The 17,191-nt window shown below is 66.4% G+C and carries 11 protein-coding genes and 1 pseudogene; 3 read left to right on the forward strand and 9 right to left on the reverse strand.

Going from position 1 to position 17,191, the window contains the following annotated elements; all coding sequences use genetic code 11:
- Position 1 precedes the first annotated feature (1 nt).
- From AWC27_RS10520 to sepIVA, 9 genes are all read right to left on the reverse strand, one after another.
- The gene (locus AWC27_RS10520) at positions 2 to 1,426 is read right to left on the reverse strand and encodes an ammonium transporter (protein WP_139836892.1); all 1,425 of its coding nucleotides are present in this window, start codon (positions 1,424 to 1,426) and stop codon (positions 2 to 4) included.
- 177 nt (positions 1,427 to 1,603) lie between these two features.
- A complete protein-coding gene (ftsY, locus tag AWC27_RS10525) occupies positions 1,604 to 2,923 on the reverse strand; it encodes a signal recognition particle-docking protein FtsY (protein WP_085670433.1) in 1,320 nt (439 codons plus the stop codon).
- A gap of 15 nt (positions 2,924 to 2,938) precedes the next feature.
- Positions 2,939 to 6,538 carry a chromosome segregation protein SMC gene (gene smc, locus AWC27_RS10530; RefSeq protein WP_085670434.1) on the reverse strand — a complete coding sequence of 1,200 codons (3,600 nt, stop codon included), beginning with the start codon at positions 6,536 to 6,538 and terminating at the stop codon, positions 2,939 to 2,941.
- A 67-nt stretch (positions 6,539 to 6,605) separates the two neighbouring features.
- Positions 6,606 to 6,881, reverse strand: a complete 276-nt coding sequence (locus AWC27_RS10535) for an acylphosphatase (protein WP_085670435.1) — start codon at positions 6,879 to 6,881, stop codon at positions 6,606 to 6,608.
- Positions 6,874 to 7,281, reverse strand: coding sequence for an OsmC family protein (locus tag AWC27_RS10540; protein ID WP_085670436.1), 408 nt, complete (start codon positions 7,279 to 7,281; stop codon positions 6,874 to 6,876). Before AWC27_RS10540 ends, AWC27_RS10535 begins: the two co-directional genes overlap by 8 nt.
- A gap of 92 nt (positions 7,282 to 7,373) precedes the next feature.
- A complete protein-coding gene (gene mutM / locus AWC27_RS10545) occupies positions 7,374 to 8,234 on the reverse strand; it encodes a DNA-formamidopyrimidine glycosylase (RefSeq protein ID WP_085670437.1) in 861 nt (286 codons plus the stop codon).
- Between the two features lie 116 nt (positions 8,235 to 8,350).
- Entirely contained in the window at positions 8,351 to 9,064 is a 714-nt protein-coding gene (gene rnc, locus AWC27_RS10550; RefSeq protein ID WP_085670438.1) for a ribonuclease III, read from the reverse strand.
- Positions 9,061 to 9,651 carry a YceD family protein gene (locus AWC27_RS10555; protein WP_085670439.1) on the reverse strand — a complete coding sequence of 197 codons (591 nt, stop codon included), beginning with the start codon at positions 9,649 to 9,651 and terminating at the stop codon, positions 9,061 to 9,063. The genes rnc and AWC27_RS10555 overlap by 4 nt, the downstream gene beginning before the upstream one ends.
- Positions 9,652 to 9,731: 80 nt before the next feature.
- Positions 9,732 to 10,469 (reverse strand): cell division protein SepIVA, encoded by a 738-nt coding sequence (gene sepIVA, locus AWC27_RS10560; RefSeq protein WP_085670461.1) that lies wholly within the window; start codon positions 10,467 to 10,469, stop codon positions 9,732 to 9,734.
- Positions 10,470 to 10,689: 220 nt separating this feature from the next.
- On the opposite strand from sepIVA, the gene AWC27_RS10565 reads away from it, so the two are divergent.
- The 3 genes and pseudogenes from AWC27_RS10565 to AWC27_RS33140 all read left to right on the forward strand — a co-directional run.
- On the forward strand, positions 10,690 to 11,403 hold the full coding sequence (locus AWC27_RS10565) for a thioesterase II family protein (protein ID WP_085670440.1): 714 nt from the start codon (positions 10,690 to 10,692) through the stop codon (positions 11,401 to 11,403).
- A gap of 681 nt (positions 11,404 to 12,084) precedes the next feature.
- Positions 12,085 to 13,836, forward strand: coding sequence for a long-chain-fatty-acid--AMP ligase FAAL26/FadD26 (fadD26, locus tag AWC27_RS10570; protein WP_085670441.1), 1,752 nt, complete (start codon positions 12,085 to 12,087; stop codon positions 13,834 to 13,836).
- Positions 13,833 to 16,920, forward strand: a pseudogene (locus AWC27_RS33140) (type I polyketide synthase); the annotation flags it as partial. The gene fadD26 and the pseudogene AWC27_RS33140, both read left to right, overlap by 4 nt.
- Between the last annotated feature and the right edge of the window lie 271 nt (positions 16,921 to 17,191).

A 17,191-nucleotide genomic window follows, 5' to 3' on the forward strand; every position in this document is an offset into this window, starting at 1 on the left:
TCTATTCCGCCTCCACTTTCTCGCCCAATCTCGCCCCCAGGCCGTTCGGGGTGTCTGGCAGGCTGGCACGGGGAAGAACCGAACCGCTGGCAACGGCGAAGTCGTAGCCGCTCTCAGCGTGCTCAGACTCGTCGATACCGGCGGATTCCTGCTCTGCCCCCAGACGCAACCCAATGGTGTACTTCAGGATCAAAGCAAGGATAAGGGTGACGACGCCAGAATAGATAAGAACACTGAACGCGCCGATCGCTTGACGCTCCAATTGCGCGAAACCGCCGCCGTAGAACAGGCCCTTCGACACGCCGGCCACGCCGTTGATGGCCACACTCTCCGGGGCGGCGAGCAGCCCGACCAGCAGGGTGCCGACCAGACCACCGACCAGGTGCACGCCCACCACGTCGAGCGAGTCGTCGAAGCCGAACCGGAACTTCAGCCCCACCGCGAGCGCGCAGAGCACACCGGCCACGACGCCAATCGCCAACGCCCCCAGCACGTTGACCGACGAGCACGACGGCGTGATGGCCACCAGGCCCGCGACGATGCCCGAGGCCGCGCCCAGCGTAGTGGCCTTGCCGTCCCGAATGCGTTCGGTCAGCAGCCAGCCCAGCATGGCCGCGGCCGTGGCAACCGTGGTGGTGATGAACGTCGAGCCCGCAGCCCCGTTGGAGCTCGTCGCCGATCCGGCGTTGAAGCCGTACCAGCCGAACCACAGCAGACCGGCGCCGAGCATGACGAACGGCAGGTTGTGCGGCCGGAACAGGGTGGTGGGCCAGCCACGGCGCTTACCGAGCACGATGGCCAGCACCAGGCCGGCCACCCCGGCGTTGATGTGGACCGCAGTTCCGCCGGCGAAGTCGATCGCGTGCAACTTGTTGGCTATCCAGCCACCGCGGGCCGCCGCAAACTTGTCGAACGCGAAAACCCAGTGCGCGACCGGGAAGTAGACGAAGGTCGCCCAGAGTCCGGCGAAAACCAGCCAGGCGCTGAACTTGAGCCGGTCGGCCACCGCACCCGAGATAAGGGCGACGGTGATGATGGCGAACATCAGCTGGAATGCCACGAAGACGGTGGCGGGCAGGGTGCCCGCCAGCGGGATGTTCACCGCGGCGGTCTGCGTGCTGGGATCGGCGGCGACGGCGTTGCCGCCGATGAGGCCCTTCAATCCCCAGTATTCGGTTGGGCTGCCGACGACGTTGGCCGTGTCGTCGCCGAACGCCATCGAGTAGCCGTAGAGCACCCACAGCACGGTCACGACGCCCATCGCGCTGACGCTCATCATGATCATGTTGAGCACGCTCTTGGCTCGCACCATGCCGCCGTAGAAGAAGGCCAGCCCCGGCGTCATCAACAGCACGAGCGCCGAACTGGCCAACATCCAGGCGGTATCACCGGTGTTGGGCACGCCCATGGTCGGGAAATCACTCACTCGCTATCACCTCCAGTCAGCGTTGAGAGGGCCCCAGATGGATGACTGGCGACCTGATCCAGAACCATGCGCATAAGTTGTTGCGGCAATGGGACCGCAATGTTTCGTGGGGATTAACGTAAAGGTTGCTGTGTAAGAGCTGCGTGGCGCCGCGGGACGGGTCGCCAGCGTCGCTGATTAGCCGAGCAGAGCGTCGACGAACGCGGCGGGTTCGAACGGCGCCAGATCGTCGGGACCCTCGCCCAGTCCGACCAGCTTCACCGGCACGCCGAGCTCTTGCTGGACGCGGAAAACTATGCCGCCCTTGGCCGTTCCGTCCAGCTTGGTCAGTACCGCGCCGGTGATGTCGACGACCTCGGCGAACACCTTGGCTTGGGCCAGTCCGTTCTGCCCGATGGTGGCGTCGAGCACCAACAGCACTTCATCGACGGCCGCGCGCCGGGTCACCACCCGCTTGACCTTGTCGAGTTCGTCCATCAGGCCGACTTTGGTGTGCAGCCGGCCAGCGGTGTCGATGACGACGACGTCGGCGCCGGCGGCGATGCCCTTGTCGACGGCGTCGAAGGCGACCGACGCCGGGTCGGCGCCTTCGGCGCCGCGCACTACCTCCGCGCCCACCCGGGATGCCCAGGTCTGCAGCTGATCGGCCGCCGCAGCGCGGAAGGTGTCGGCGGCGCCGAGCACGACCCGGCGACCGTCGGCGACCAGAACCCTTGCCAGCTTGCCAACCGTGGTGGTCTTGCCGGTTCCGTTGACACCGACGATCAGCAGCACCGAGGGGTGGTCGGCGTGCGGCAGGGCCCGGATGGAGCGGTCCATGTCCGGCTGCAGCTCCTTGATCAGGACTTCGCGCAGCACGGCTCGTGCGTCAGCCTCGGTGCGGACATTGCCGCTGGCCAGCCGACTGCGCAGCTGCGATACCACCGATTCGGTGACCACCGGCCCCAGATCGGCGACGAGTAGCGTGTCCTCGACGTCCTGCCAGGAGTCTTCGTCCAGGTCGCCGCCACCGATCAGGCCGAGCATGCTGCGCCCGAGCGCGTTCTGCGACTTGGCGAGCCGACCGCGCAGCCGTTCCAAGCGACCTTCGGGCGGCTCGATCGCCTCTACTTCGGGTACTCCGGGTACTTCGGGTACTTCGGGTACCTCGGGACGGACCTCGGGCGCCGCCGGGGCTTGTTCGGCCTCAAGATCGGGAAGCTGGACTTCGGAGATGGTGCGCTTGGGCGCGTCGCGCGGGATGGTCGCATCGTCGCCGACGGCCGGCAATCCGCTGGTATCGATGCGGCCGCCGGGGGCCACCGGCTCGACGGTCGGTGTCTGGCTGAAGGTGATGCCCGACGACGCGGTGTAGCCACCCGACCGATCGATGGCACCGGTTTCGGGCCGCGACAAGCTGATCCGGCGCCGACGGTAGCGCACCAGGCCGAACACCAGTGCGGCGATGACGACCAGGGCCGCGACGACCGCTATGGCGATCCACAAACCTTCCGACACGCAGACAAACCTTCCTTAAGAAGAACTACCCACCAGACGATCCACCTGCTGTCCCCGGATGCGCTGCGAGATGACCGCGGTGATGCCGTCGCCCTGCATGGTCACGCCATAGAGGGCGTCGGCGACTTCCATCGTGGGTTTCTGGTGCGTGATGATGATGAGCTGCGACCGGTCCCGCAGCATCTCGAACAGGCCGATCAGCCTGCGCAGGTTCGTGTCGTCGAGAGCGGCCTCCACCTCGTCCATGATGTAGAACGGCGACGGGCGGGCCCGGAATATGGCGACCAGCATCGCCACCGCCGTCAGCGCCTTCTCACCGCCGGACAGCAAAGACAACCGGGTTACCTTCTTGCCGGGGGGACGTGCCTCGACCTCGATTCCGGTGGTGAGCATGTCGTCCGGTTGAGTCAGCCGCAGCCGGCCTTCCCCGCCGGGGAACAGCGCCGTGAACACCGTTTGGAATTCGCGTTCGACGTCGACGAACGCGTCGCTGAACACCTGCAGGATGCGGGAGTCGACCTCGGCGACAACGTCCAGCAGATCCTTGCGGGCCGCCTTGACGTCTTCGAGCTGGGTGGACAGGAAGTTGTAGCGCTCTTCCAGCGCGGCAAACTCCTCCAGAGCCAGTGGGTTGACCCGGCCCAGCTCGGCCAGCTCACGCTCGGCGCGCTTGGCCCGCCGCTCCTGGGTGGTGCGGTCGAACGGCATCGGTGCGGGCGCGACCACCTGCTCGCCGCGCTCGCGGGCCTGCTCGAATTCGGCCATCTCGAGGTCACTGGGTGGCAGCGGAACCTGCGGCCCGTACTCGGCGACCAGATCGGCCGGCGCCATGCCGAATTGCTCGAGCACCATCTGCTCGAGCTGCTCGATGCGCAGCGCGGCCTGCGCGTTGGCCACCTCGTCGCGATGCAGCGAACTGGTCAGCGCGGTCACCCTGGTGCTCAGCGTGTTCGTCTCGTCGCGTACGGCAGCCATCGCCGCCGACCGTTGTTGGCGCTCGGCGGCCAACTCGTCGCGAAGTCGCGAGGCGGCGTCGACCACGCGGTTCAATCGCGACGCCAGCAGCCGTCCGGAGTCGGCAACCGTCGCGGCCACCGCCGCCGCGCGCAGCCGGGCGGCGCGCGCCTGCTCTGCGCGGATCCGCGCCTCGCGTTCGGCCGCGGCTGCGCGGCGCAGCGAATCGGCCCGCCCGCGCACTGCATTGGCGCGTTCCTCTGCGGTCCGCACCGCCAGCCTGGCCTCCACTTCGATACTGCGAGCCGATTCCGCGGCAGCGGCGATCGCCTGACGATCGATGGGCTCAGCGGCGTCCACCTGCTGGGTCTCCTGCGCGTTGCGCAGCCGCGTCTCGAGTTCGGAAACCTCGTCCAGCGTCTGCGCCCGGCCGGCTTCCAGCTGTTCGCGCTGCTGCACCAGCCTGTTCCACTCCTCGTCGGCCCCACGCGCATCCTGTCCCAGCCTGCCCAGCTGGTCATACATCGCCGAGATCGCCGTGTCGGATTCGTTGAGCGCGGCCAACGCCTGCTCTGCCGAGTCCTGACGGGCGGCTTGCTCGGTCAGTGCGCCCGACAGCGCCGCGCTCAGCTGCGCCACCTGCGCTTCGGCGGCGGCCAGTTCCGCCCGCGCCTTGTCGATCTCGGAGGTGAGCTCCAAGGTGGACAGCTTGCGGTCGGAACCGCCGCTTACCCAGCCCGCGCCCACGAGGTCACCGTCCAGGGTGACCGCGCGCAATCGCGGCCGCGCCGCCACCAGATCCAGCGCCTCGGCCAGATCGTCGACCACCGCGACGTCGGAAAGCATCGCGACCAGGGCACCGCGCAGCCACGACGGCGCCTCGACCAGGTCCAGCGCCCACACGCCACTGCCGGGAAGTTCAGCCCGCACGGTTTCGTCGGGAGCGGGCCAATCGCTGACGACCAGGGCCGCGCGTCCGCCGTCGGCTTGCTTGAGCGCATTGACGGCGGCGCGCGCCGAACCCAGGCTGTCGGCGGCCAACGCGTCGGCGGCCGACCCGAGCACGGCCGCCAGCGCCGCCTCGTAACCCGACCGCACCTTCACCAGCTGGGCCAGTGACCCTAAAAGCCCTGTGCCACTGTGGTTTCGGGCCAGCCAAGCGGCGCCGTCCTTGCGCTCCAGGCCCACCGATAGGGCATCGATACGGGCCCGCAGCGATGCCACCTCGCGTTCGGCGCTGCGCTCGGCCGCCTGCAGCTCGGCAACGCGTTCGTCGGCCAGCCGCAACGCGGCCACCGTCCGCTCGTGCTGCTCATCCAGGCCAACCTCGCCCTGATCCAGTTGACCGACCCGGCCCTGCACATTTTCGAACTCCGCACGGGTGTGCTGAGCGCGCGCGGCGGCGTCCTCGATCCGCTCAGACAACCGCGCGACGCTGTCATCGATCGATTCGACGCGCGCCCGCATCGTCTCCACCTGCCCGGCCAGCCGGGCCAGCCCCTCACGCCGGTCCGCCTCGGCGCGGACCGCCGCCAGATGCGCCCGGTCGGCCTCGGTCGCTTGGCGGTCGCGCTCGGCCAGTTCGGCCCGGGCGGCGTCCAGCTGGGCACGCGCGGCCGCCAGCTCGGCGAGCAGCTGCTGCTCGGCGACGGCTACCTGCTCGGCCTCTGCTTCCAGCGCGTCCGGGTCGGTGTCGCTGGGTGCAGCCGGCTCAACATCGAGATGGTGGGCGCGTTCGGTGGCGATACGCACGGTGGCGCCCACCCGCTCGGCCAGGGCGGACAGGCCGAACCAGGTGTGCTGGATCGACTCGCCGCGGCTGGTGAGTTCGGCCAGCGCCGCCTCGTGCGCAGCCAGCTCCTCGGCTGCCACCGAAAGCCGGGCCGCGGCCTCGTCATGCTCACGGCGCATGGCGGATTCGGCCTCGAAGATCGCTTCCCGCTCCGTACGTCGGCTCACCAGGTCGTCGGCGGCCAGCCGCAGCCGGGCATCGCGCAAGTCTGCCTGGATGGTCTGCGCTCGCCGGGCCACCTCGGCCTGACGTCCCAGCGGTTTGAGCTGGCGGCGCAGCTCGGTGGTCAGATCGGTGAGCCGGGCCAGGTTCGCCGACATGGAGTCGAGTTTGCGCAGGGCCTTTTCCTTGCGCTTGCGGTGCTTGAGCACCCCGGCCGCTTCTTCGATGAACGCGCGGCGGTCCTCGGGCCGCGACTGCAGGATCTCATCGAGTTTGCCCTGGCCGACGATGACATGCATCTCGCGGCCGATGCCGGAGTCGCTGAGCAGCTCCTGGACATCCATCAAACGGCAACTGCTGCCGTTGATTTCGTATTCGCTGGCACCGTCGCGGAACATACGCCGGGTGATCGACACCTCGGAATACTCGATCGGCAGTGCGTTGTCGGAGTTGTCGATGGTGACGGTGACCTCGGCGCGGCCCAGCGGCGCGCGCGATGAGGTGCCGGCGAAGATGACGTCTTCCATCTTGCCGCCGCGCAGGGTCTTCGCCCCCTGCTCCCCCATCACCCACGCCAGCGCGTCGACCACGTTGGATTTGCCGGACCCATTGGGGCCGACGACGGCGGTGATGCCGGGCTCGAAACGCAGAGTCGTCGGCGCCGCGAAGGATTTGAAACCCTTCAGCGTCAGACTCTTGAGGTACACGAGGGGCCAGATTACCGCTGGACCAAATGGCGGTGACCCGGCGCGCCCGGCTTTGGCGCGCTCGCGATCACCGCTCCACGAATCCGCTGAACTGTTCGGTGGGCTCCGACCAGTTGGCGACAACGTTGTCCACCCGGCCCGGAGTGCCGCCGCCCCGCAGCAATTCCAGCAGTTTCTCGCCGGCCTCACGCGGCCCGTTGGCTACCACCAGCACGCGGCCATCGGCTTGATTGGCCGCGTAGCCGGTGAGCCCCTGCTCGAGCGCGCGGCAGCGCGTCCACCAGCGGAAGCCGACTCCCTGCACCTGCCCGTGTACCCATGCGGTCAGCCGCACGTCAGACATCGGCGACCTCGAAATTCACGGTGGTACCCGACTTCAGCGTGCGTCCGACCGTGCACACCAGGTCGATCGCCCGCTCGACGACCACGCGCAGCCGCTCTTTCTCGTCGTCGCTCATGCCGGACAGGTCAAGCTCCAGTCTCTCCTCGAGCAACGGATAGCGCTCCTGGTCGCGGTCGGCCGCGCCGGACACCCGGACCACGGCTTTGTAGTCGTCGCCGAGCCGACGTGCCAGTGGCTGGTCACTGGACATGCCGCTGCACGCGGCGAGCGCGATCTTGAGCAGCTCGCCAGGGGTGAACACGCCCTCGACATCCTCAGAACCCACGAATACCTGCGCTCCACGCGAGCTGTATCCGGTGTAGCGGCGGGTGCCGGTGCGTTCCACCCAGAGTTGCGTCATGGCTTCTTTCTTACGTTAGGGCCCATATCGGGTGTGAATCCTGGGCGCAGACCGCTCGGCGTTTCTTCACCATGAGCTCACAGTGGAAGCCGTCAGCGCACACGCGATCGCCGAGGTGGCGGCTGACACTTCGGACAGTAGAACGACGAGCGGTTCATAAACTTTTCCCGGCGCATCACTGCGCCACAGCGCCGGCAGTTTTCGCCCTCGCGGCCATAGGCGTCCAGCGATCGGTCGAAGTAACCCGACTCGCCGTTGACATTGACATACAGCGAATCGAATGACGTGCCGCCCTTGGCCAGCGCTTCGCGCATCACTTCGGCCGCGGCGTCCAGGACCGCCGCCAGCTGCTTGCGGGTCAGCGTGGCGGCCACCCGCGCACCGTTCACCTTGGCCCGCCACAGCGCTTCGTCGGCGTAGATGTTGCCGATCCCGGACACCACCTGCTGATCCAGTAGCTGGCGTTTGAGTTCGGAATGCTTGCGCCGCAACAGAGTAACCACCGCGTCGGCGTCAAAGCTCGGGTCGAGAGGATCACGCGCCAGGTGTGCGACCGGCACCGGCACCACACTGCCGTCGACGGTCGTGAGGTCCGCCAGCAGCCAGCCGCCGAAGGTCCGCTGGTCGGCGAAGCTCAGCACGGTCCCGTCGTCCAGCAGTGCCGAGATCCGGACGTGTTCGGCCCGCGGGACGGTGCCCAGCAACATCTGCCCGCTCATACCCAGGTGCACCACCAGCGCCTCACCGGAATCCAGCGTCAGCCACAGGTACTTGCCGCGGCGATCGGTTCCGGTGATCCGCACACCCAGCAGCCGCGCGGTCAGGTCGGCGGGGCCGGCTTCGTGGCGGCGCACGGCCCGCGGATGGTGTACCCGAACGGCCGTGATCGTTTTGCCCAGCACATGGGCTTGCAATCCGCGGCGCACCACCTCGACTTCGGGCAGCTCAGGCATCTAGTGATGATCGCAAGCGCGGCGAAGCCGGGCGAAGCGGGTCATCACCATCGACCCGTGATGATCGCAAGCGCGGCGAAGCCGGGCGAAGCGGGTCATCACCTAAACCGAGTGAGCTAAACGGAGGTTTTGCCGGCTACGGCGCTGTCGAGCGCGTTCCAGGCGGCCGCCGCGGCCTTCTGCTCGGCTTCTTTCTTGGAGCGACCCACCCCAGAGCCGTACTCGGTGTCCATCACGACGACTACCGCGGTGAATTCCTTGTCGTGATCCGGGCCGGTGGAACTGACCTGGTACGTCGGCGGGCCCAGCCCGCGTGAGGCGGTCAGCTCCTGCAGGCTGGTCTTCCAGTCCAGGCCGGCGCCCAACGTGGGGGCGGCGTCGAGCAACGGTCCGAACAGGCGCAGGATCACCTCGCGCGCGGTGTCGATACCGTGCTGCAGATAGATGGCGCCCAGCAGCGATTCCATCCCGTCAGCCAGGATGCTGGACTTGTCGGCTCCGCCGGTGTTGGCCTCGCCGCGGCCCAACAGCACGTGCACGCCAAGGCCCCCTTCGGGCAAGCTGCGCGCGACATCGGCGAGCGCCTGGGTGTTGACCACGCTGGCCCGAAGTTTGGCCAAGTCGCCTTCGGAACGCTCGGGATGGCGGTGAAAGAGCTCATCGGTGATGGTGAGCCCGAGCACGGCGTCGCCGAGAAACTCCAACCGCTCGTTGGTGGGCAGTCCGCCGTTTTCGTAGGCGTAGCTGCGGTGCGTCAACGCCAGGGTCAGCAGCTCCTCGGGCAACTCGACACCGAGCGCGTCTAGCAGCGGCTGTCGTGACGGGGTCACCGTTGAGCCTCGGGCTTGTCCGGGGTGATCATTCCGGCCAGCTTGGCCCACCTGGGGTCGATCTGTTCATGGCGGTGACCAGGTTCGCTGGCCAGCGCGATCCCGCATTGCGGGCATAGTCCCGGGCAGTCGGGCCGGCACACCGGCGAGAACGGCAGTTCGAGGCCGACGGCGTCGACGATCGGCTGCTCGAGGTCGATCCGATCGTCCACGACGTGCCCGACCTCGTCTTCCTCTGTAGTCGCCTCGGTGGCACTGTGCGGGTAGGCGAACAGTTCGGTCAAGCCGACCTGCACGCGCCCCTGGATCGGGTTCAGGCAGCGGGAACACTCACCGGTGGTGGGCGCGGCCACCGTTCCGGTCACCAACACCCCCTCGGAGACCGATTCCACCCTCAGATCCAGGTCCAGCGGAGCGCCCTGTTCGATCGCGATCAGCTCCACACCGATGCGCGAGGGACTGTTCACCGTGTCCTGCACGGTGAACATCGCTCCTGGCCGTCGCCCCAACCGTGCGATGTCGAGCACCATCGGCTTAGCCAGAGGATTCAGAGGGCGACGTGATGTCTGAACTCGCTGCCTCGCCATAGGGGAAATCCTACGGCGCGCGGCGTGAAGTTCTAGGGGTCCGTTCACCCGCGCGTAATCATCGCGCGAAGTGCACGCCGTTAGCGTGTCGCGTAGTCGTGAGTGCCGGCGGCGGTGCGAAGTTGGTGACGCCCACGCCCGACCGAGCGGAGCGTGCCGTTGAGGAATTCCTCGAACTCCGCGAGCTTGTTGTCGACGTAAATGTCGCATTCGCCGCGCAGCCGGTCGGCTTCGGCGTGTGCGGTGTCGATGAGGCGGGTGGATTCGGCATTGGCCGCCTGCACCACCTCATTTTGCGAGACCAGGCGCTGTTGCTCTTTGATGCCTTCCTGCACGGCCTTCTCGTAGGAGATGTTGCCGTTCTCGATGAGCCGGTCGCATTCCGTCTTGGCCCTGCTGACGCTGGCTTCGTACTCCCGTTTGGCCGAGGCCGCGATGCGCATCGCCTCCTCGCGCGCCTCGCCGACCATCCGCTCGCTGTGCTGGCGCGCCTCGCTCACCATCCGATCGGCCTGAGCTTTCGCGTCCGAGAGGATCCGGTCGGCCTCCGCACGGGCGTGGTTGAGCATCGAGTCGGATTCGGTGGTCGCCGAGGCCACCATGGAGTCGGCGTGGGTCTTAGCGTCGTGCAGCATCGAATCGCGCGCGTCTAGCACGTCCTGGGCGTCGTCGAGTTCGCCGGGGATCGCGTCTTTGATGTCGTCGATCAGTTCCAGCACATCACCGCGGGGCACGACGCAGCCCGCGGTCATCGGCACGCCACGGGCCTCTTCGACAATGGCGCCCAATTCGTCCAGCGCTTCAAAGACTCGGTACACGGCCATACCCTCCTGGCATCGTTTTGTTGTTACCAGTGTGCCTGGTGTTACATCTGTGACGACGGTGCCGGCGCCGGTGTGTCGGGCCCAATTTCATGCTTCGCCGTTCTCTTGCTGCCAGCGTATCGCCGGGACGGCCCCCAGGCGCGGCCGAAGCATGGGGCCGCTGACGGTATGCTGGGCGCGGTGACGGGGCGGGCGAGCAACGATAAAAGGTGAAATGACAACCACGCCCACGCTCTATATTTTCCCGCACGCCGGGGGGGACGCGAAATTCTACGTTCCATTCGCCAAAGAGTTCTCCGCCGATCTGAAGCGAATCGCCGTCCACTATCCCGGCCAGCGCGATGGCGCCGGCCTGCCCCCGCTGGCGAGCATTCCCGCCCTGGCCGATGACATTTTCGCGATGATGAAGCCGTCGAGCCGGACCGAAGAGCCGTACGCGTTCTTCGGTCACAGCATGGGCGGACTGCTCGCTTTCGAGGTGGCCTTGCGATTCCAAAAAGCAGGCCATCGGGTCGTCGCTCTCTTCCTCTCGGCGTGTTCGGCCCCGGGGCATATCCGCTACAAACAGATTCAGGGCATGACGGATCGCGAAATGCTGAACCTGGTTGCGCAAATGACGGGGACCAACCCTGAGTTTTTCGAGGACGAGGAATTTCTGGTAGGGGTGCTGCCCACCTTGCGCGCGGCCCGTGCCATCGCCGGCTATAACTGTCCCCCGGAGACACGGGTGTCTTGCCCGATTTACGCATTCATCGGGGACAAGGATTGGATTGCCACCCCCGAAGACATGGAGCCGTGGCGCGAGCGAACGACTTCGGAGTTTCGGCTTCAGCTATTTCCCGGAGATCATTTCTACCTCAGTAACCATTTGCCAGAGCTGGTCGGTGAGATACAGGACCGAACACTCGAATGGAGCGATCAGGCTTAGCTGCGGCCAAAATCCGGCCCTACAACCGGCGGAGCCGAACGCACTGTGCGCGATACCGGCGGTGCGGTGCTGCAAATTCGCCACGCCGTGAGCCCCAGCAGCGCAGCCCGGCGCGTCCCGGCTGAGCCCTCAGGCCGCCCGTCCGGCCATGGGAAGGTGGCCCTTATGTACGTGGGCCGGCACCCCCGCGAGACGTGTTAGTGTCGTCACAACGGGACGCTGGTCCCAAAACAACTGGCGCACCGTGCCAGAAAATACGGCTCAACTCTCACATGACTGAACATCCGTCACTGATGTATCAAAAGTCACAACAACCACACAGGACAGCCCGGGCGAGGACCTTAGTCGCAGGTGAGAGGGCCAGAAGGTGTGTCGATGACATTGGCGATGGCTGTGGGTAGCGTGTGTATTTTCCAAATACTGCACGCGCCCGTCACCAGAGGTGCTTACCTTATTTATAGGGCCTAGTAGTACGGGGAAACGGGGATAGTCTTAGGGGCGATCAACTGGCGGAACGCAGGCGTGCTGCGGTAGAGATGGCTGCGTAGTCGTCAGAGCGGCCTGGTCAGCTCAGACCAGCAGGTTGCAGAGGGCGAGGAAGTCCTCTGCGCGATCCAACCGGCGGCCCACCGGGGACGAATCATTAGATAACTGCAGGCAGTCGAATAGGAGCGTAACGCGATGCCGGTGACGGATCCTTCCCTCCCAGCTTTGCTGCGGGAGCGGGCCGAACAGCAAGCGGACGCCACCGCGTACACGTACATTGACTACGGATTGGACCCTAAGGGGTTTGCTGAGACGTTGACGTGGGCACAGATCTACGGTCGCGCTTGCATTATCGCTGAGGAACTTAAGCTATGCGGCTCGCCGGGTGATCGGGTGGCGATTTTGGCGCCGCAGGGTCTGGAATACGTCATCGCTTTCCTGGGCGCGCTGCAAGCAGGATTCATTGCGGTCCCACTCTCGACGCCGCAATATGGAATTCACGACGATCGCGTTTCCGCGGTGCTGCGGGATTCGCAGCCGGTCGCCATTTTGACGACTTCTTCGGTGGTCGGCGACGTAACGAAATACGCATGTGCACAGAACGGGCAGCCCGCCCCGTTCGTCATTGAAGTCGATCTGCTCGACCTGGACTCGCCTCGCGACCTTCCGGCCTTCCCGCAGCTGTCCACCGGCGCCGCTTATCTGCAATACACGTCCGGATCGACCCGGACACCGGCCGGCGTCATTGTGTCGCACAAGAACGTCGTCGCCAATGTGACGCAGAGTCTCTACGGCTATTTCGGGGATCCGGCAAAGACTCCGAGCGGGACGGTGGTGTCCTGGCTGCCTTTGTTCCACGACATGGGTTTGATTCTCGGAATTTGCGCCCCCCTGGTCGCCGGGCGCAGCGCGATACTGCTGAGCCCCATGTCATTTCTGCGCCGCCCGGCCTGCTGGATGCAACTGCTCGCCACCAGTGGAAGTTGCTTTTCCGCCGCACCCAATTTCGCCTTCGAATTGGCGGTGCGACGCACCTCCGACGAGGACATGGCCGGGCTCGACCTGGGCGACGTCGAGGGCATCGTCAGCGGCAGTGAACGCATCCACGTCGCAACGGTGAAGCGTTTCACCGAGCGTTTCGCTCCCTACAACCTCAGGCCCACCGCGGTACGACCCTCCTACGGGCTGGCCGAAGCGACCCTGTACGTGGCGGCGCCCGAAGCCGGCACGGTCCCCAAGACGGTCCGGTTCGACTACGAGCACTTGACCGCTGGAGAGGCCAGGCCCTGCGGAACCGAGCGTTCGGTCGGTACTGAACTCATCAGCTATGGCTCACCGGATCCGTCAGCGGTGCGAATCGTCAACCCCGAGACCATGGTCGAGAATCCGCCCGGCAAGGTCGGCGAGATCTGGGCGCACGGCGATCACGTGGCCATGGGTTATTGGCGCAAGCCGGAGCAGACCGCACGCGTTTTCGACGCCAAGCTGGTCAATCCCGCGCCGGGAACCCCGGAGGGACCATGGCTGCGGACCGGAGATCTGGGCGTCATGTCCAACGGCGAGCTGTTCATCATGGGCCGGATCAAAGACCTGCTCATCGTGGACGGGCGCAACCATTACCCCGACGACATCGAGGCCACTATCCAGGAGATCACCGGTGGCCGGGTCGCGGCCATCGCGGTGCCCGACGACATCACCGAACAACTGGTGGCCATCATCGAACTCAAGCGGCGCGGGGCTTCCGCTGAGGAGGCCATGCTCAAACTGCGCTCGGTGAAGCGCGAGGTCACCTCGGCGATATCGAAGTCGCACAGTCTGCGCGTGGCCGACCTCGTCCTGGTGTCCCCCGGTTCGATTCCCATAACCACCAGCGGCAAGGTTCGGCGTTCGGCATGCGTCGAGCGCTACCGAAGCGATGGATTCAAGCGGCTGGATGTGACCGTATGACGGCGAGCGTTCGTGGCGAATCCGACCTACGCCACTGGCTCGTCGACTACCTGGTTACGAATATCGGCTGCACACCCGACGAGGTGGATCCCCATTTGTCGCTGGCCGACCTAGGCGTGAGTTCTCGTGACGCAGTGGTGCTTTCGGGTGAGCTGACGGAGTTGCTGGGCAGAACGGTATCCCCGATCGACTTCTGGGAGCACCCGACGATCAACGCCCTCGCCGCATACCTCACCTCCCCCGAGCCCGACCCAGAATCCGAAGCCGCGCAAAAGCGCCCGGCGCGGAACTCGCTCGACGAGCCGATCGCGGTCATCGGAATGGGGTGCCGGTTCCCGGGCGGGATAACCGGACCAGAAGCGTTGTGGGAGTTCGTTTGTGAACGCCGTTCCTCCATCGGGCAAGTCCCCGCGCAGCGGTGGGAGCCGTTCGAAAGCGTGTCGCCGGAGGTGGCCGCGACGCTGGCCCGCACCACCCGGTGGGGCTCCTTCCTGTCCGACATCGACGCTTTCGACGCAGAGTTTTTCGAGATCTCCCCCAGCGAGGCCGACAAGATGGACCCGCAGCAGCGCCTGCTGCTGGAAGTGGCCTGGGAAGCGTTGGAGCACGCCGGAATTGCGCCAAGCTCGCTGCGGCGCACGCAAACCGGTGTGTTCGCCGGTTCCTGCCTCAGTGAATACGGCGCCATCGCGTCCACGGATCTGTCGCAGGTGGACGGCTGGAGCAACACCGGCGGCGCCATGAGCATCATCGCCAACCGCCTGTCGTATTTCCTGGACCTGCGCGGCCCCTCGGTGGCGGTGGACACCGCATGCTCGTCCTCGTTGGTCGCGATCCATCTGGCCTGCCAGAGCCTGCGTACCGAGGACTCCAACCTGGCGATCGCGGCCGGTGTGAATTTGTTGTTGTCCCCGGCGGTGTTTCGCGGGTTCGATCAGGTTGGCGCGTTGTCACCGACGGGTCATTGCCGCGCCTTCGACGCGGCGGCCGACGGGTTCGTGCGCGGTGAGGGCGCCGGGGTGGTGGTGCTCAAGAGGTTGACCGATGCGCAGCGCGACGGCGACCGAGTGCTGGCCGTCATCTGCGGCTCGGCGGTCAACCAGGACGGTCGCTCCAATGGGCTGATGGCGCCCAATCCCGCGGCCCAGATGGCAGTGTTGCGTGCCGCCTACGCCAACGCCGGGATGCAGCCCAACGAGGTCGATTACGTCGAGGCCCACGGGACCGGAACCCTGTTGGGTGATCCCATCGAAGCGCGCGCGCTGGGCACCGTGCTGGGGCGCGGACGTTCCGAGGATGCTCCCCTGCTCATCGGCACCGTCAAGACCAACCTCGGCCATACCGAGGCGGCGGCCGGGATCGCCGGCTTCATCAAGACGGTGCTCGCTGTTCAGCGCGGCCAGATTCCGCCCAATCAGCGTTTCGAAAGCCCGAATCCGCACATCCCCTTTGCCGATCTGCGCATGAAAGTCGTTGCAGAACAACTGGAATGGCCGGAGACGGGGCATCCGCGCCGGGCCGGTGTCTCGTCGTTCGGATTCGGGGGCACCAACGCGCACGTGGTGATCGAGCAGGGCCAAGAGGTATCTGCGGCACCCGAGCCGGTAGCCGAACCCGCGGTGTCAACGCTGGTGGTTGCGGGCAAGACGCCGCAGCGAGTGGCCGCGACGGCGGCAGTGCTTGCCGATTGGATGGAGGGCGCCGGCGCCGACGTGTCGCTGGCCGACGTCGCCCACACGGTGAACCATCACCGTTCCCGGCAGGCCATGTTCGGGACGGTCGTGGCACGCGAGCGCGGCCAGGCGGTGGCCGGATTGCGGGCGCTGGCAGCCGGCCAGCACGCGCCCGGCGTGGTCAACCCTCAGGACAACCCGCCCGGGCCCGGAACGGTTTTCGTGTACTCCGGCCGCGGCTCGCAGTGGGCCGGCATGGGCCGCCAATTACTCGCTGACGAAATCGCTTTCGCCGCCGCGGTCGCCGAACTGGAACCGGTGTTCGTGGAAAACGCCGGCTTCTCGCTGCACGACGTCATCGCCGGCGGCACGGAATTGGTCGGCATCGAGCAGATCCAACTGGGCCTGATCGGCATGCAACTGGCACTGACCGGGCTGTGGCGCTCTTACGGCGTGCAGCCCGACGTGGTGATCGGCCACTCGATGGGTGAGGTCGCCGCGGCCGTGGTCGCCGGGGCGCTGACCCCGGCCGAGGGGTTACGGGTGACCGCTACCCGCTCGCGGCTGATGGGCCCGCTGTCCGGACAGGGCGGCATGGCGCTGCTGGAGCTCGATGCGGCCGCGACCGAGGCGCTGATCGCCGACTACCCGCAAGTCACGCTGGGCATCTACAACTCACCTCGCCAGACTGTGATCTCCGGACCCACCGAGCAGATCGACGAGCTGATCGCCCGGGTCCGCGCCACGGATCGGTTCGCCAGCCGGGTCAATATCGAAGTGGCCCCACACAATCCGGCCATGGATGCGCTGCAGCCCGCGATGCGCGCGGAGCTGGCCGATCTCGCCCCACGCACCCCGACCATTCCGATCATCTCGACGACGTACGAAAACCTGGACAGCACTGTGGTTTTCGATGCAGAGCACTGGGCAACCAATATGCGCAACCCGGTGCATTTCCAGCAGGCCATCACCGCCGCCGGAACCGACCATCACACCTTCATCGAGATCAGTGCACATCCACTGCTGACTCAGGCGGTGCTCGAGACGTTGCACACCGTGCAGCACGGAAGCAAGTACTCCTGCGTCGCCAGCCTGCAGCGTGACAATGACGACACCATCACCTTCCGCACCAATCTCAACACGGTCCGCACGTCACACCCGCCGCAGACGCCCCACCCGCCCGAGCCGCACCCACAGATCCCCACCACGCCCTGGCACCACACCCACCACTGGATCAATACCTCGTCCGTGGCACTGCAGCTGCCGTCGGGTCCGCAACAAAGTGGTTCAGCCCCAGGCACTCCCGGGCCTTCGGAGTATCTGGGTGGGGCGTTGGACGAGTGGTGCTACCAGCTGGACTGGCCCGCCAAACCGTTGGATGCCAAGCCGTTGGACACCGACACCGACACCGACACCGAAACCGCGACAGGCCGCTGGCTGGTCGTCGCCGACGCCGGCCTGGCTGCCGAACTGGGCCGGATCGCCAACGAGCAATGCCACGTCGCCGTGCTGGAATCGGTCCCGGACCGGGCCGCGCTGCTCGATGCGCTCGACGGTGTCGACCACGTCGTCTACGCACCGCCCGCGGGCCAGGCCCTCGATGTGGCACTGGCCTACCGGTTGTTCCACCAATTGCGCGCGCTCGCCGCGGCTCTGGCCGAAAAGCAGGCCGAAAAGCAGGC

This window comes from Mycobacterium szulgai, assembly GCF_002116635.1.
Taxonomy (GTDB): domain Bacteria; phylum Actinomycetota; class Actinomycetes; order Mycobacteriales; family Mycobacteriaceae; genus Mycobacterium; species Mycobacterium szulgai.

Excerpts from the sequence above, each read along its gene's own strand:
- fadD26 (WP_085670441.1), top strand. The coding sequence starts at position 12,085 with ATGCCGGTGACGGATCCTTCCCTCCCAGCTTTGCTGCGGGAGCGGGCC.
- AWC27_RS10540 (WP_085670436.1), bottom strand. The coding sequence starts at position 7,281 with ATGACGCAACTCTGGGTGGAACGCACCGGCACCCGCCGCTACACCGGA.
- AWC27_RS10555 (WP_085670439.1), bottom strand. The coding sequence starts at position 9,651 with ATGGCGAGGCAGCGAGTTCAGACATCACGTCGCCCTCTGAATCCTCTG.
- AWC27_RS10535 (WP_085670435.1), bottom strand. The coding sequence starts at position 6,881 with ATGTCTGACGTGCGGCTGACCGCATGGGTACACGGGCAGGTGCAGGGA.
- mutM (WP_085670437.1), bottom strand. The coding sequence starts at position 8,234 with ATGCCTGAGCTGCCCGAAGTCGAGGTGGTGCGCCGCGGATTGCAAGCC.
- AWC27_RS10565 (WP_085670440.1), top strand. The coding sequence starts at position 10,690 with ATGACAACCACGCCCACGCTCTATATTTTCCCGCACGCCGGGGGGGAC.